We start from the raw sequence: 15,571 nt of genomic DNA on the forward strand, positions 1-15,571 counted from the left end.
GGGTGGGGTGGGTGCGCGAGTTTGAATACAGAGCTGTACTGTATTCATGGATCGAGAGGAGAACCACGATGTCCGAGACCGAGGCGATCACCCTCCCCACCCTGCGGCCGAACCCGTTCGACCCTCCCGACGGCCTCGCCGAGCTGCGCGCGACCGCCCCCATCACCCGCCTCGCCTACCCCGACGGCCACCTGGGCTGGCTGGTCACCAGCCACGCGCTCGTGCGCGAGGTGCTGGCCGACCGGCGCTTCAGCACCCGCACCGAGCTGCGGCACGTCCCCATCGAGAGCACCACCACGGGCCGGCCGAGCCCGCCCGGGATGTTCATCGGGATGGACCCGCCCGATCACACGCGTTACCGACAGTTGCTCACCGGCGAGTTCACGGTGCGCAGGATGCGCATGCTCACCGAGCGCATCGAGGAGGTCACCGAGCGGCAGCTCGACCTCATGGAGCGGCAGGGCCCGCCGGCCGACCTGGTGGAGGCGTTCGCGGCGCCGGTGCCGGCGGTGGTGATCTGCGAGCTGCTCGGCGTGCCCGACGAGGAGCGGGCGGGCTTCATGGCCGAGGCCACCGACCTGGTACGCCCGGACGCCCCGCAGGAGCGGAAGGTCTCCACGTTCCTGACGATGCAGGCGCGCATCCGCGACCTGGTCGTGGCCAAGCGGGCCGAGCCCACCGACGACATGCTCAGCGGCCTGACCAGGAGCGACCTCTCCGACGAGGAGCTGGCCAACATCGGGTTCCTGCTCCTGGGCTCCGGCCTCGACACCACCGCCAACATGCTCGCCCTGGGCACGTTCGCGCTGCTGCGCCATCCCGGCCAGCTGGCCGTCCTGCGCGACGAGCCCGGCCGGGTGGACCAGATGGTGGAGGAGCTGCTGCGCTACCTCACGATCGTCCCCTTCCTCGTCCGTACGGCGCTGGAGGACGTCGAGCTGGGCGGCGAGCTGGTCAGGGCCGGTGAGACGGTCACCGTCTCGATGCCGTCCGCCAACCGCGACCCGGGCCGCTTCCCCGACCCGGACGTCCTCGACCTGCGCCGGGACACCGGCGGGCACGTGGGCTTCGGCCACGGCGTGCACCAGTGCCTGGGCCAGCAGCTGGCCAGGGTGGAGATGCGGGCCGGCTATCCGGCGCTGTTCAGGCGGTTCCCGTCGCTGCGGCTGGCGGTCGAGCCGGAGCAGGTGCCGCTCCGTACCGACATGCTCATCTACGGGGTCCACAGCCTCCCGGTGACCTGGGACGTCCGGGGATGAGCGGCATCAAGGGCAGGGTCTGCCTCGTCACGGGCGCGTCGTCCGGCATCGGCCGCGCCACCGCGCTGGAGCTCCTGCGCGCCGGCCACACCGTGTACGGCCTGGCGCGCCGCGTGGAGCGGATGGACGCGCTCCGCGACGCCGGCGGCCACGCGATCGGCGCGGACGTGACCAAGGACGCCGACCTGGAGCGGGCCGTGCGGACGGTCCTCGACGAGCAGGGGCGCATCGACGTGCTGGTGAACAACGCGGGCACCTCCGTGTACGGCGCCACCGAGGAGGTGCCGATGGAGCGGGCGCGGCAGGTGTTCGAGGTCAACCTGTTCGGCCTGGCGCGGCTGACCCAGCTCGTCCTGCCGCACATGCGCGAGCGCCGCTCCGGCACGATCGTCAACATCTCCTCGATCGGCGGCGAGATCGCCCTGCCGCTGGGCGCCTGGTACCACGCCTCCAAGCACGCGCTTGAAGGGTATTCCGACTCGCTCCGGGAGGAGGTGGGGCGGTTCGGGGTGCGGGTCGTGGTGGTGCAGCCCGGGATCATCAAGACGGAGTTCGGCGACGACACGCCGCGCGAGCTGCGGGAGATCTCGGGGCACGGGGCATACGCGGACGACGCGGAGTGGATGGCGCGGCGGAGCGAGGCGGGGTTCGGGCCGGGCAGCAAGGCGTCGGACCCGAGCGTGGTGGGCCGGGCCGTCGTGCGGATCGTGGCCGCGCGCGACCCGAAACCCCGCTACGCCGTCGGCTACCTGGCCGGGCTGCTGCTGTGGGTCAATAGACTCCTGCCGGACCGCCTCTACGACAAGATGGTGACCCGCCGCGCATGATGACCACCGACGACCTCGGCACGACCGGCACGCGAGCCGCGCGACCGGCCGGACGGCCGCGCAACCAGGAGGCCGACACGGCCATCCTGGCGGCCGCGCTCGACCTGCTCATCGAGTACGGCGCCCAGCAGACCAGCATCGAGCAGGTCGCCAAGCGGGCCGGTGTGACGAGGGCGACGGTCTACCGCAGGTACACCGACAAGACGGCGCTGCTGGTGCGCACCCTGAAGTGGGCTTTGCACGACAACGACCCGGCGCTCACCGGCTGGCGCGACCTGGACCACATGTTCGAAGAATGGGCGCTGCATCTCGCCGATCCGCGCAACCGGGTCCTGCTCCGGCGGGTCTTCGGCACGGTCGACGACTATCCCGAGCTGGTGCGGACGTACCGGGAGAGCAACGGCGGGCGGCGGGCGGCGGTGGTGCGCGAGGCGCTGACCGCGGCCCGCGAGCGCGGGGAGCTCCCGCCCGACCTCGACGTGGACGTGGTGCAGGAGCTGCTGACCAGCGCGGTGACGGGCCATCTGGTCGGCCGTCCCGACGACGAGGGCGCCGAGGAGATCAAGGCGTACTTCCTTACGATCATGCGGCAGGTCGGTTACCGGCGACATATCAGCTGACCAGATTACATTTCAGGCAGTCACGTTACATTTCGCGACACCTCTTGCTTTCCCGACACGATCTCTTCACGCTTCTCGACAGAAGCGTAAAGATCACCTCTTGTCTCGAGGGACTCGAAGGAGAGTCGCGTGCCCAACACCCCCCGCTGGCGTGCGGTCCTGGCCGGGATCGCCGTCATCGCAGGCTTATGCGTGCCGCAGGCCCCGGCGCTGGCCGCCCCGGAGCCCGCGAAGATCGACGCCGCCGTCCAGGCGCAGCTCGACAAGGACGACAAGGCCACCTTCTGGGTCCGGCTGAAAGGGGCGGCCGACCTGAGCGGCGCCCGCCGGGCCGTCACCAAGGACACGAAGGCCGAGCTGGTCTTCGAGGCCAAGACCGAACGGGCCGCCGCCTCCCAGGCGGGCCTGCGCAAGCTGCTCGACTCCCGCCGCACCGACTACACCCCGTACTGGATCGTCAACGCCGTACGGGTGACCGCCGACGCGAAGCTCGCGGGCGAGATCGCCAAGCTGGCCGAGGTCGAGAGCATCCAGCCGGTCCGCACCGTCAAGCTGCCGGACCCCACTCCCGGCAAGGCCGAGGCCAAGGTGAACGTCGCGGACTCGGCGACATCAGAAGTCGCCGTCGAGTGGAACATCGACCGCGTCAACGCCCCTCGTGTCTGGAGCGAGCTGGGCAACCGCGGCGAGGGCATCGTGATCGCCCACATCGACTCCGGCGCCCAGTTCGACCACCCCGAGCTGGTGCAGAGCTACCGGGGCAGGAACCAGGACGGCACGTTCACGCACGACTACAACTGGTTCGACCCGGCGCACGTCTGCCCGACCGCCGCGCCGTGCGACAACAACGGCCACGGCACGCACACCATGGGCACGATGGTCGGCGCGAACGGCATCGGCGTCGCGCCCGGCGCCAAGTGGATCGCCGCCAAGGGCTGTGAGGTCAACACCTGCACCGACGCCTCCCTGCTGGCGGCCGGGCAGTGGGTCCTGGCGCCGACCGACCTGAACGGCCGGAACCCGCGCCCCGACCTGGCCCCCGACATCGTCAACAACTCCTGGGGCGGCGACGGGTACGACCCCTGGTACAAGGAGACGGTCGAGGCGTGGGTCGCGGCCGGGATCTTCCCGGCGTTCGCCAACGGCAACGAGGGCCCCGCCTGCCGCACCAGCGGCTCGCCCGGCCAGTACGTGGAGAGCTACAGCGCGGGCGGCTTCGACATCAACAACGCGCTGTACAACCGCTCCAGCAAGGGCGAGGGCGAGAACGGCGAGATCAAGCCGAACATCGCGGCCCCGGCCGTCAACGTGCGCTCCTCGACCCCGGGCAACTCCTACGAAAGCTTCACCGGCACCTCGATGGCCTCGCCGCACGTGGCGGCCACGGTCGCGCTGATCTGGTCCGGCTCGCCCGGCCTGCAGGGCAAGGTGGCGGCCACCCGGCCGCTGCTCGACAGCACCGCCGTTGACGTCAGCGACACCAGCTGCGGCGGCACCGCGGCCGACAACAACGTCTGGGGCGAGGGCCGGCTCGACACGTACGCCGCCGTGCAGGCCGCGCCGCACGAGGACCTCGGCGACCTGCGCGGCACCGTCACCTCGGCCGGCTCGCCCGTGGCGGGCGTGACGATCACGCTCTCGGGGCCGCTGAGCCGTACGGTGACGACCGGCCAGGACGGCACGTACGCCGTGCCGCGCCTGCTGCCGGGCGACTACCAGGTCAGCGCGGAGAAGTTCGGCTACGAGAAGGCGGGCGCGACGGCCACGATCGCGGCCGGGCAGGCCGCGACCGCGGACGTGTCCATGACCAGGCTGCAGTCCGGCGTGGTGTCCGGCACGGTCAGCACCGCGGGCACGCCGGAGGCGGGCGCGACGGTGGAGGCCACCGGCACGCCGGTGAGCGCCGTGACCGACGCCTCGGGCCGCTACAGCCTGACGCTGCCGCGGGGCGACTACGAGCTGCGGATCACGCCGGTGTCCCGCTGCTCCAGCGGCACGACGGCGTCCGTCTCGGTGGCCGGTGACGTGACCAAGGACATCGAGCTGCCGCTGCGCGGCGACAACTTCGGCTACACCTGCAGGAGCGGTGCCCAGGCGTACGTGGCGGGCACCGAGAAGCTGGCGCTGAGCGGCGACGACGAGGCCGTGCAGGTGACGCTGCCGTTCCCGATCCCGTACTACGGCACGGGGTACGGCAAGGCGTGGATCGGCACGAACGGGTACGTCTCGTTCGCCACCGACCGGGTCACCACCGGCAGCAACGGCCGGCTGCCGACCACGACCACGCCCAACAACGCGGTCTACCCGTACTGGGACGACCTCATCATGGACGCCCAGGCCGGGGTCTACACCGGGGTGACGGGCACGGCGCCGCACCGGACGTTCGTCGTGGAGTGGCGCAACGCCGGCTTCTACAACGCCGCCGGCCTGCGGGTGTCGTTCTCGGCGCTGCTGGGTGAGGACGGCTCGATCGCCTTCCGGTACAAGGACATCGACAGCGAGCGCGAGCAGGGCTCCAGCGCCACCATCGGCATCGAGAACGCGGGCGGCACCGACGCCATGCTCTACTCCTACGAGGAGCCGGTGGTGTCCACCGGGCAGGGCCTGACGTTCACGGCCAGCCGGCACGGCCTGGTCACCGGCGCGGTCACCGACGCCAACGACGGCAAGCCGCTGGCCGGGGCGACGGTGAAGGTGGGCGACGTGGCCACGTTCACGACCGCCGAGGACGGCTCGTTCTACGGGCAGGTGCTGGCCGGCGACTACGAGGTCGTGGTGTCCAAGGAGCACTACGGCACCTTCACCAAGGCCGTCACGGTCGCGCCCACCACGGTGACGCGGATCGACACGGCGCTGGTCACCGGCCAGGTGAGCGCGTCGGCGGGCGAGCTGACCGTGGTGATGCCGGCCGGGTCCACCCGCACCAGGACGCTGGAGCTGACGAACCTGGGCGCGCCGACTCCGTACACGGTGGCCTCGGAGCCGTGGTTCGCCACGACGCCGGCCTCGGGCGAGCTGGCCAAGGGGCAGAAGGTGACCCTGAAGGCCACGCTCTCCAGCACGGGCGTCGCGCCCGGCACGGTCAAGACCGGCACGCTCCTCGTCCGGTCGGCCAGCGGCCGGCAGCCGACCATCGAGATCAAGGTGTCGGTCGTGGTGCCGAAGCTGCAGGTCGCCATCGACACGGGCGCCACGAAGAACGTGGTCGACGGCGCCGGTGACACCTGGACGCCGGACAAGAAGTACGCGGCGGGCAGCTACGGCTACGTGGCCACCTCGACCAGCACGTCGAGCACGTCCAAGACCATCGCGGGCACCGCCGACCAGGCGCTGTTCAGGACCGCGAGGGAGAAGATGCTGGAGTACCGCTTCGACAACGTGCCCGCCGGCACGTACACGGTCGAGCTGGACTTCGCCGATCTGAAGAGCACGCAGCCGGGCAAGCGGGTCTTCGACGTCCTCGTCGAGGGGCAGCTGGCCATCCCGGCGCTCGACCTGGCCCTGGAGGCGGGCACGTACACGGCGGTGAGCAGGCAGTACACGGTGAAGGTCACCGACGGCCAGCTCAACGTGCGCTTCGCCACCCGGCAGGGCGCCACGATCGTGAACGCCGTCCGCATCTCGGAGCGCCCCGACCGGGCGACCCCGTAGCGGCCCACGGGTGCCCCCGGGCTGTCACGGCCCGGGGGCATCTGTTACTGGTTAGTACATGAGACGCGTGCGGCTCCAGCGGGATCTTCCCGTTCCGATGCCCGACGGCGTGACACTCCTGGCCGACCATTACGCCCCGGCCGGCGGCGAGCGGGCACCCGTCATCCTGATGCGCTCCCCGTACGGCCGGCGCGGCCTGTTCGGCTGGTACTACGGCCGCGGCTTCGCGCGGCACGGCTTCCACGTCGTCATCCAGAGCTGCCGCGGCGGCTTCGGCTCCGGCGGGCTGCTCGATCCGCTCGGCGACGAGCACGACGACGGCCTGGCCACCATCGCCTGGCTGCGCAAGCAGGCCTGGTACGGCGGCTCGTTCGCGATGTTCGGCCCCTCCTACCTCGGCTACGCGCAGTGGGCCGTCGCGCCCTACGCCGGGCCCGAGCTGAAGGCCATGGCCACGCAGATCACCGCCTCCCAGTTCAGGGACGCGGCGTACGTGGGCGGCGCGTTCGCGCTGGAGTCGACGCTGAGCTGGACCACGCTCACCGACGGCATGTCGCGCCGGTTCGGCGGCGCCGCCCTGCTGACCGCGCCCCGGCTGACCCGCAGGGCGGTCCTGTCCGGCCGCCCCGTGGCCGAGCTGGACCTGGCCTCGGCCGGGCGGCCGCTCCGGTTCTACCAGGACCTGCTCATGCACCACGCCCACCCGGACGTCCCCTACTGGGACAAACGTGACTTCTCACCGCAGGTGGGCGAGGTGGAGGCGGCCGTCACCATGCTGGGCGGCTGGTACGACGTCTTCCTGCCGTGGCAGCTCAAGGACTACACGGCGATGCGGGCCGCGGGGCGGCGGCCGTACCTGACGATCGGGCCCTGGTACCACATCGACACCCGGCACGGGCGGCCCGCCATGGCCGAGTCGCTGGCCTGGTTCCGCGCGCACCTGCTGGGCGACCGCTCCGGGCTGCGGCCCGACCCCGTGCGCCTGTACGTGACGGGGGCCGAGGAGTGGCGTGACCTCCCCGACTGGCCGCCGCCGGGGATGCGGGAGCAGCGCTGGCACCTGCAGCACGGCTTCGGGCTGGGGACGGACGGGCCCCTGGACACCTCGCCCGACCGCTTCCGGTACCACCCCTCCCATCCGACGCCGGTGATCGGCGGGCCGGTCCTGCTCGGCGACTCCCGGCCGCGTGATCAGCGGCGGCTGGAACAGCGGCGCGACGTGCTGGTGTACAGTTCGGCGGCACTGGAGTCGGACGTGGAGATGATCGGGCCGGTGCGGGGCGAGCTGTTCGTGCGGTCGAGCACGCCGTACGTGGACGTGGTGGTGCGGGTGTGCGACGTGCACCCGGACGGGCGCTCGTTCAACGTGTGCGAGGGTGTGCGCCGCCTTTCGGCGTCGGACTCCCTCGACGGGGTACGGCGGGTCTCCGTGGACCTGTGGCCGATCGCGCACCGGTTCGGGCGCGACCACCGGATCAGGGTGCACGTGGCAGCCGGGGCGTACCCGACGATCGCCCGCAACCCCGGCAACGGCGACCCGCTCGGCGGGGGCGACGGCGCGATGGTGCCCGCCGACGTCGAGGTGTTCCACTCCCCCGACCGTCCCTCCGGCGTGGTGCTGCCGCTGTGCGCGCCTCGCGGTTGATGTCGCTGGTCCTGCTGCTGCAGGGCCGGGGCGGGATGACGGCGGCCGAGCTGGCCAAGGAGCTGGAGGTCTCCGAGCGGACCGTGCACCGGGACGTGCTCGCGCTGTCGGAGGCGGGCGTGCCCGTCTACGCCGACCGGGGACGGGGCGGCGGCTACCGGCTGCTGGACGGGTACCGGACGCGGCTGACAGGGCTGGACCGGGCCGAGGCGGAGGCGCTGTTCCTGTCGGGGGTGCCGGCGGCGCTGCGGGAGATGGGGCTGGAGGAGGTGGCGGCCACGGCCCGGCTGAAGGCCGCCGCCGCGCTCTCCCCCGCGTTGCGGGACGCGCCGGCCGTCGCGGCGCAGCGCTTCCACCTGGACGCGCCCGGCTGGTTCGTCGGCGACGACCCGCCGCCGGAGGCGCTCGCACCGCTGGCCAGGGCCGTGTGGAACGACCGCCGTGTCTCGGCCGTCTACAAGGGGAAGGTGCGCACGCTGGAGCCGTACGGGCTGGTGCTCAAGGCGGGTGCCTGGTACCTGGCCGCGCGGCTCGGGACCCGGTTCCTGATCTTCCGGGTGCACCGGTTCGGCGCGGTGTCCGTGCTCGCCGAGCCGTTCGACCGGGAGCCCTCCTTCGACCTGGCCGCCTTCTGGGCGGAGCAGTCGGCGGAGTTCAGCCGGTCGCTGCTGCGGGACGTGGTCACGCTGCGGCTCAGCGAGCACGGGGTGCGGATGCTGCGGCACATCGCCGACCCGGCCGCGCTCGACGACGCGCTCGCCTCGCTCCAGCCGGACGGGACGGTGCGGCTGGCGGTGGAGTCGGTGCCGGTGGCGTACTCGCAGGTGCTGCGGTTCGGGCCGGAGGCGGAGGTGCTGGACCCGCCCGAGCTGCGGGAACTGGTCGCCGACGCCGCCGCCCGCACGTCCGCCCTCTACCGGCCCTGACCGGCCTTCAGCGGTACTCGGCCGGGTCGGTGTCCTTGCCCGGCTCCCGCGCCTCCGTGATGAAGCTCCACACCCGCGGGCGGCTGCCGTCCACGTCCGTGAAGCCGTACGCGCCGGCCAGGTCCTCGCTGGAGACCGACCTGCCCGACCAGCGCTGCCGGTCGGGGTCGGTGGCGAGGGCGGCGACGCCCCTGCCGACGTACGCGGGGGTCTCGGAGACCATCCAGGTGACGTCCACCTTCGCCTCGCGCCAGTTGTCCTCGGTGACGCCGAAGTTGTCGAGCATCGCCTCCGAGCGCAGGAACCCCGGCGTCACGGCCACCGCGGTCCCCCCGTACGGGCGCAGCTCTCGCGACCAGGCGAAGGCCAGCCGGTTCACCGAGACCTTGGCCAGGTCGTAGTAGACGTTCTCGCGGTAGCGGGTCTCGTTGAAGGCCCAGGTGCCGTCGGTGACCTCGACGACCAGGCCGCCCTCGTTCCTGATCAGCAGCGGGAGCAGGTGGCGGCTGCTGATGATGTGCGTGTCGACCGCCAGCCTGAGCAGCCGGAAGCCCTTGTCCATGTCGTGCTTCCAGACCGGGGTGTCCCACGCCCAGAGGTGGTCGCTGCCCCACACGTCGTTCACCAGCACGTCGAGCCTGCCCTGCTCGCGCTCCACCCGCTCGGCCAGCGCCTCGACCTGGCCGGGGTCCAGGTGGTCGACCTGGACCGCGATGCCCGTCCCGCCGGCCGCGGTCACCAGCTCCGCCGTCTCCTCGATGGTCTCCGGCCGGTTCATCTCCGAACGCCGCTCCCGCGTGCTCCTGCCCGTGCAGTAGACCGTCGCGCCGGCCGCGCCCAGCGCCACCGCGATGCCCCGTCCCGTTCCGCGGGTCGCCCCCGCCACCAAAGCAATCATGTGGCCGATCGTTCCCCGAATACCCGACATCTCGTGTCATGTTTTTTCGTATAACCCTGTGATAAGTACGGAGTTACTATGAACAGCGAATTCGAGCTCCGCGGGGTCAACCATGTCGCGCTGGTCTGCTCGGACATGAAGCAGACCGTCGACTTCTACTCGGGCGTGCTGGGCATGCCGCTGATCAAGACGATCGAACTGCCCATGGGCTGGGGCCAGCACTTCTTCTTCGACTGCGGGGGCGGGAACGCGCTGGCGTTCTTCTGGTTCCCGGACGCGCCGGAGGGCGTGCCGGGGGTGTCGGCGCCGAAGAACCTGCCGGATCGGGGGGAACTGCTGTCGGCGGTCGGGTCGATGAACCACATCGCCTTCGACGTGCCGCCGGAGCGGATCGAGGAGTACCGGGAACGGCTCGTGGCCAAGGGGGTGGACGTGGGGGTGGTGCTCAACCACGACGACAGCGAGTTCGGGGTGGCGCCGGAGATGCACGACGGGGTGTTCGTCAGGTCGATCTACTTCAAGGATCCCGATGGGGTGCTGGTGGAGTTCGCGGCCTGGACGCGCCGGGTGGGGCAGCCGGGGGACGTCCACCACGACCCCAGAACCGCCGCCGACCGCACCGTCTGACCCACGAACGCGGGCACCTCGCGCCCGTGGAGGGCTGGGCACCGACGACAGCGCCAACCTCCACCGCACCCCGACCCGCCGACGCGGCGCTCCGAAGCGCCACCCCACGACGGCCCTACGCCATGCGCCACGGCACGCGCCGCCCGGTGATGGCCCCACGCCGCCGCCCAAGCACCGCCCCACGACGGTCCGCCCGTCCGGTCCCGTTATCCGGAGTCTCGCCGGTGCGGTGGCTTGGTGGGGTGCGGGACCGTTCGTCGCGGGGAAGGGACCATTCGGCGATCAGGGGGAGGCGTGCGGCGGGTGAGTGTTTATGGTTTCTGTGGCGACGCGTGTGGCCCCCTTTCAGGGGCCGAAGATTTAGGCCAAACCGTAATATTGCCGACATTTGGATTAATACCGCCGTAAAGCTACTCTCCCTCCATTGACTACCCGTCAGGAACCGGTCACAGCCGGCTCCAGATCCACTCATCGGAGGGTTGATGACTACCGGGGAACCCGGGCAGCCACGCACCGACCGCAGCCCCTGGAACTGGCTGCTGATCCTGCCCATCGTGCTGCCGCTGCTGACGTTCCTGTTCAACGCCGACGAGCCCCGCCTGCTGGGCTTCCCGCTCTTCTACTGGCTCCAGCTGGCCTTCATCGTGGTCGGCGTCGTGTCCACGACCATCGTCTACAGGATGACCAAGTGAGCGCGCACACGACCGAGCTGGTCGTCTTCGTGCTGCTGTTCCTCCTGGTCACCGTCATGGGGTTCGTCGCCGCGCGGTGGCGGCGGCCGAACGACCTGGCCAGCCTCAACGAGTGGGGGCTCGGCGGGCGCAGCTTCGGGTCCTGGATCACGTGGTTCCTGGTGGGCGGCGACCTCTACACCGCCTACACCTTCGTGGCGGTGCCGGCGCTGGTGTTCGGCTCCGGCGCGATCGGGTTCTACGCGCTGCCGTACACGGTCGTGGTGTACCCGCTGGTGTTCCTGGTGCTGGCGCGGATGTGGTCGGTGTCGCACGTGCACGGGTTCGTCACCCCTGCCGACTTCGTCCGGGCTCGCTTCGGGTCTCCGACGCTGGCGCTGGTGATCGCGATCACCGGGCTGGTGGCGACGATGCCGTACATCGCGCTCCAGCTCATCGGCATCGAGGCGGTGCTGAAGGCGATGGGCATCACCGGGCACCTGCCGATCGTGATCGCGTTCGCGATCCTGGCCGCGTACACCTACCAGTCGGGCCTGCGGGCGCCCGCGCTGATCGCGTTCGTGAAGGACGCGCTGATCTACATCGTGATCCTGGCGGCCGTCATCTACATCCCGGCCAAGCTGGGCGGCTGGGACTCGATCTTCGACGCGGCCAAGGCCAAGTTCGACGCCAGCCCGGCGCCGGGCGACGGCATCCTGCTGAACGCCAACAACCAGCTCCAGTACGTGACGCTGGCCTTCGGCTCGGCGCTGGCGCTGTTCCTCTACCCGCACAGCCTCACCGGCGTGCTGGCCTCGAAGAACCGCAACGTCATCAAGCGCAACATGTCGGCGCTGCCCGCCTACAGCTTCGTGCTCGGTCTGATCGCGCTGCTCGGCTTCATGGCCATCTCGGCCGGCATCAAGCCGGTGGTGAACGAGGCGGGCACGGCCGACACCAACACGATCGTGCCCCTGCTGTTCGACAAGATGTTCCCCGACTGGTTCACGGGCGTCGCGTACGCGGCCATCGGCATCGGCGCGCTCGTCCCGGCGGCGATCATGTCGATCGCGGCGGCGAACCTGTTCACCCGCAACATCTACCGCGAGTACTTCAACAAGAACGCCAGCGACGCCCAGGAGGCCAACGTCTCCAAGGTCGTGTCGCTGGTGGTCAAGGTGGGCGCGGTGCTGTGCATCCTGCTGCTCGACCCGCAGTTCTCGATCGACCTGCAGCTCATCGGCGGCGTGATCATCCTGCAGACGCTGCCGTCGGTGGCGCTGGGCCTGTACACGCGCTGGTTCCACAAGGGCGGCCTGATCGCCGGCTGGGCGGCCGGCCTGGCGACGGGCATGTGGATGCTGTACCTCACCCCGAACCCGGCCAAGCACCAGGAGCACTTCGGCGGCTCGGCGTTCGCGCTGTCGAACCTGGGCTTCGACACCAAGATGACGATCTACACCGGGTTCCTGGCGCTGGCCGTGAACCTGGTGGTGGCGGCGCTCGGCACGCTCCTGTTCCGGGCGACCAAGGTGGCGGACGGCGAGGACGCGACGGCCCGCGACGACTACTTCGCCGACGAGGGCGATCCGAAGGTCAAGGACCTGGACCTGACCGGTTCGCACTGATCCCCCGGGTGACGGCCCGTCCCGCTACGAGCGGGGCGGGCCGTCAGTCTTGCGGGTAGGCGGGGTTGGCGACCGCCAGCTTCGCCCGTACGGCCTGCTCCAGGGCGGTGACGAGCGCGTGGTCGTCCTCGATCCGGCCCTCGCGGATGGCGGCGGCCAGCTCGGCGTCATCGGCCATGCCGAGCGCGGCCAGCCGCGCCGCGTGCTCGCGGGCCTGCTCCGGGCCGAGCGTGATCTCCCGTTCCACCATGCCGAGCACGTTGATCGCCACCCGCGCGTGGAAGCGCACCCGCCCGTCCACGGCCGGGAGCACGTCGCTCTGGAGGAAGTCGCGGACGGCGGCCACGAGCTGGGCCGCCGTGGGCACGTCGTGCGGAGCAGATGTCATCTGATTTCTCCTCAAGGCACTATTTATTCGCGTCCGATCGATGAACGGCTAGCCTGCGGCCATGCGCACAGAGTCTCCCACCGCCTCCCCCCTGGGACCGCCCCCGGCGCTCGGGCCCCGGCTCATCCGGGCCGAGCTGTTCGTCGTGTTCTCGGTCTCCCTCGGCGCCAGCGGCCTGCTGGCGCTGCTGCGGCTGATCGGCTCGCTCACGGCGCCCGAGCAGCTGAAGGGCCAGCAGGCCGTGCTGGTCCGGTCGATGGCGCCCGGGCGGCCGTGGCTGGACCTGGCGCTGCAGCTCGCCGACATCGCCGTCAGCGTGGCGCCGGTCGCGCTGGTGGCGTACCTGATGGTGCGCTCCGGGGAGTCGCTGCGCGTGATCGGCGTGGACTTCCGGGAGAAGGGCCGCGACACGGTGCGCGGGGCGGTGCTGGCGGCCGCGATCGGCGGCACGGGGCTGGCGTTCTACCTCGTCGTGTGGGCCACGGGCGTGAACCTGACCGTCGTCGCCGGCCAGCTCCCCCAGGTGTGGTGGCAGGTCCCGGTGCTGCTGCTCGCGGCGGCGCAGAACGGGGTGCTGGAGGAGGTGCTCGTCGCCGGGTACCTGCTGCACCGGCTCGGGCAGGCCGGGTGGACGCCGTGGAAGGCGGTCGCGGTGTCGGCGTTGCTGCGGGGGTCGTACCACCTGTATCAGGGGTTCGGCGGATTCGTCGGGAACGTCGTGATGGGTCTGGTGTTCGGGCGGCTCTACCAGCGCTGGGGGCGCGCGATGCCGCTGGTGGTGGCGCACACGCTGATCGACGCCGTCGCCTTCGTCGGGTACGCCTTCCTGCACGGCCGCGTGAGCTGGCTGCCCTGAAACCGTCCCGAAACCGTTGACCTGACAACTGGTTTCGGGTGAGATCCGGAACATGAGCTTCGCCGTTCCCGACGGTGTCCGGCCGATCCGCGACGCCGTCCACGCGTTCATGACCGAGCGGGTGGAGCCGGCCGAGCCGGTGCTGCACGCGGGCGGGCCCGAGGCCGCGGCGGCCCTGGACGAGCTGCGGGCCGAGGCCAGGAAGGAGGGCCTGTGGGCGCTCGGCCACCCGCGTGAGCTGGGCGGCGGCGGCCTGCCGTTCCTCGACTACGTCTACGTCAACGAGGTGCAGGGCCGCAGCGAGTACGGGCAGCTCGCGCTGGGCACGTTCACGCTGCAGGACTCGCTGATGCTGCACGAGCACGCCTCCCCCGAGCAGCGCGAGCGCTACCTCGAACCGCTCGTGCGGGGCGACATCTGGCCCAGCTTCGCCATGACCGAGCCGTCGATCTCCAGCAGCGACCCCACCCAGATCAGGACCGCCGCGGTGCTCGACGGGGACGAATGGGTGATCAATGGGCACAAGTGGTTCACGACCGGGGCCTCGCGGGCCGCGTACACGACCGTGATGTGCCGGACCGAGCAGGACGCGCCGCCCCACCTGGCCTTCTCCATGATCCTCGTGCCGACGGACACGCCCGGCTACCGCATCGTCCGCGAGACGCCCGTGCTGGGGCTCGACGGGGCGCACTGCGAGGTCCGGTACGAGGACGTCCGCGTCCCCGCCGCCAACCTGCTCGGCCCGCGCGGCCACGGGTTCGTCATCGCGCAGCAGCGGCTCGGCCCCGGCCGGATCTTCCACTGCATGCGCTGGCTCGGACAGGCGCAGCGCGCGTTCGACCTGATGTGCCGCAGGTTGCAGGAGCGGACCGCGTTCGGCGAGCCGCTGGCCGGGAAGCAGCTCATGCGCCAGCACGTGTTCGACTCCTACGCCGAGATCCAGGCCGCCCGGCTGCTCACGCTCCACGCCGCCGAGGCCATCGACGCGGGCTCGCAGGCCCGGGTCGAGATCGGCGCGATCAAGGTGGTCGGGGCGCGCACGCTGCACAACGTGATCGACCGGGCCATCCAGGTGTACGGCGCCGCCGGGCTCACCCCCGACACGCCCCTGGACCGGATGTACCGGCACGCGCGGGCCGGGCGGATCTACGACGGGCCCGACGAGGTGCACATCGACGCGGTGGGTCGGCGCATCCTGGGCGAGTACGCGGCGGGCGGCAACTGGGAGTTCGGCCTGCGATGACCCGCCTCCACGAGATCGTCGGCGAGGTGTTCGGGGCGGACGCGTCGGTGCCCTTCAGCGCCCGGCTGCCGGGCGGGGCGTCCCGGGAGACCTGGGCCCTCGACGTCGTCACGGGCTCCGAGCGGCACGAGCTGATCCTGCGGCTCGACTCCCCCGGGGCCGCGCTGGAGGCCGGCGCCCCGCTCGCGTCGGAGGCCGCGCTCATGCGGGCCGCGTCCGGCGCCGGGGTGCCGGTGCCCGCGATCGTCGCCGCCGGGGAGTCGTACATCCTCATGACCCGCGTGGCCGGCGAGACCATCCCGCGCAGGATCATGCGCGACGACGCCTACGCG

At 71.3% G+C, this 15,571-nt stretch carries 14 protein-coding genes; 12 read left to right on the plus strand and 2 right to left on the minus strand.

Annotation, left to right across the window (positions count from 1 at the left end; translation table 11 throughout):
* Window positions 1-68: 68 nt before the first annotated feature.
* The 6 genes from ACWEPL_RS27390 (at window position 69) to ACWEPL_RS27415 (ending at window position 8,928) form a co-directional block, all read left to right on the plus strand.
* Entirely contained in the window at window positions 69-1,259 is a 1,191-nt protein-coding gene (locus ACWEPL_RS27390) for a cytochrome P450 (protein WP_452437838.1), read from the plus strand.
* Entirely contained in the window at window positions 1,256-2,086 is an 831-nt protein-coding gene (locus tag ACWEPL_RS27395; protein ID WP_452437839.1) for an oxidoreductase, read from the plus strand. Before ACWEPL_RS27390 ends, ACWEPL_RS27395 begins: the two co-directional genes overlap by 4 nt.
* Window positions 2,083-2,706: a TetR/AcrR family transcriptional regulator gene (locus ACWEPL_RS27400; protein WP_350734690.1), complete on the plus strand. Its 624-nt coding sequence runs from the start codon at window positions 2,083-2,085 to the stop codon at window positions 2,704-2,706. The genes ACWEPL_RS27395 and ACWEPL_RS27400 overlap by 4 nt, the downstream gene beginning before the upstream one ends.
* A 129-nt stretch (window positions 2,707-2,835) precedes the next feature.
* Entirely contained in the window at window positions 2,836-6,357 is a 3,522-nt protein-coding gene (locus ACWEPL_RS27405) for a S8 family serine peptidase (protein WP_452437840.1), read from the plus strand.
* Window positions 6,358-6,415: 58 nt separating this feature from the next.
* A complete protein-coding gene (locus ACWEPL_RS27410; RefSeq protein ID WP_452437841.1) occupies window positions 6,416-8,002 on the plus strand; it encodes a CocE/NonD family hydrolase in 1,587 nt (528 codons plus the stop codon).
* Window positions 7,984-8,928, plus strand: a complete 945-nt coding sequence (locus tag ACWEPL_RS27415) for a helix-turn-helix transcriptional regulator (protein ID WP_397368405.1) — start codon at window positions 7,984-7,986, stop codon at window positions 8,926-8,928. The genes ACWEPL_RS27410 and ACWEPL_RS27415 overlap by 19 nt, the downstream gene beginning before the upstream one ends.
* Window positions 8,929-8,935: 7 nt before the next feature.
* Here the strand turns inward: ACWEPL_RS27415 and ACWEPL_RS27420 are convergent, their stop codons facing one another.
* The gene (locus tag ACWEPL_RS27420; RefSeq protein WP_355198990.1) at window positions 8,936-9,826 is read right to left on the minus strand and encodes an SDR family oxidoreductase; all 891 of its coding nucleotides are present in this window, start codon (window positions 9,824-9,826) and stop codon (window positions 8,936-8,938) included.
* A 78-nt stretch (window positions 9,827-9,904) separates the two neighbouring features.
* Here ACWEPL_RS27420 and ACWEPL_RS27425 point away from each other — a divergent pair, with 78 nt between their 5' ends.
* The 3 genes from ACWEPL_RS27425 to mctP all read left to right on the plus strand — a co-directional run bounded on the left by ACWEPL_RS27425 (window position 9,905) and on the right by mctP (window position 12,752).
* Window positions 9,905-10,453 carry a VOC family protein gene (locus tag ACWEPL_RS27425; RefSeq protein WP_363968775.1) on the plus strand — a complete coding sequence of 183 codons (549 nt, stop codon included), beginning with the start codon at window positions 9,905-9,907 and terminating at the stop codon, window positions 10,451-10,453.
* 482 nt (window positions 10,454-10,935) lie between these two features.
* On the plus strand, window positions 10,936-11,145 hold the full coding sequence (locus ACWEPL_RS27430) for a DUF3311 domain-containing protein (protein WP_350734699.1): 210 nt from the start codon (window positions 10,936-10,938) through the stop codon (window positions 11,143-11,145).
* Window positions 11,142-12,752 (plus strand): monocarboxylate uptake permease MctP, encoded by a 1,611-nt coding sequence (gene mctP, locus ACWEPL_RS27435; protein ID WP_397368404.1) that lies wholly within the window; start codon window positions 11,142-11,144, stop codon window positions 12,750-12,752. Before ACWEPL_RS27430 ends, mctP begins: the two co-directional genes overlap by 4 nt.
* A gap of 43 nt (window positions 12,753-12,795) precedes the next feature.
* Here mctP and ACWEPL_RS27440 read toward each other — a convergent pair whose 3' ends face one another.
* Window positions 12,796-13,140, minus strand: coding sequence for a DUF6285 domain-containing protein (locus tag ACWEPL_RS27440; RefSeq protein ID WP_350734703.1), 345 nt, complete (start codon window positions 13,138-13,140; stop codon window positions 12,796-12,798).
* 61 nt (window positions 13,141-13,201) lie between these two features.
* Here ACWEPL_RS27440 and ACWEPL_RS27445 point away from each other — a divergent pair, with 61 nt between their 5' ends.
* From ACWEPL_RS27445 to ACWEPL_RS27455, 3 genes are all read left to right on the plus strand, one after another.
* Window positions 13,202-13,996, plus strand: a complete 795-nt coding sequence (locus ACWEPL_RS27445; RefSeq protein WP_452437842.1) for a CPBP family intramembrane glutamic endopeptidase — start codon at window positions 13,202-13,204, stop codon at window positions 13,994-13,996.
* A gap of 52 nt (window positions 13,997-14,048) precedes the next feature.
* On the plus strand, window positions 14,049-15,239 hold the full coding sequence (locus ACWEPL_RS27450) for an acyl-CoA dehydrogenase family protein (protein ID WP_452437843.1): 1,191 nt from the start codon (window positions 14,049-14,051) through the stop codon (window positions 15,237-15,239).
* Window positions 15,236-15,571 (plus strand): phosphotransferase (locus tag ACWEPL_RS27455; RefSeq protein ID WP_452437844.1); only part of this gene is annotated, 336 nt, incomplete at its 3' end. The genes ACWEPL_RS27450 and ACWEPL_RS27455, both read left to right, overlap by 4 nt.

Source organism: Nonomuraea sp. NPDC004186 (genome assembly GCF_053603495.1).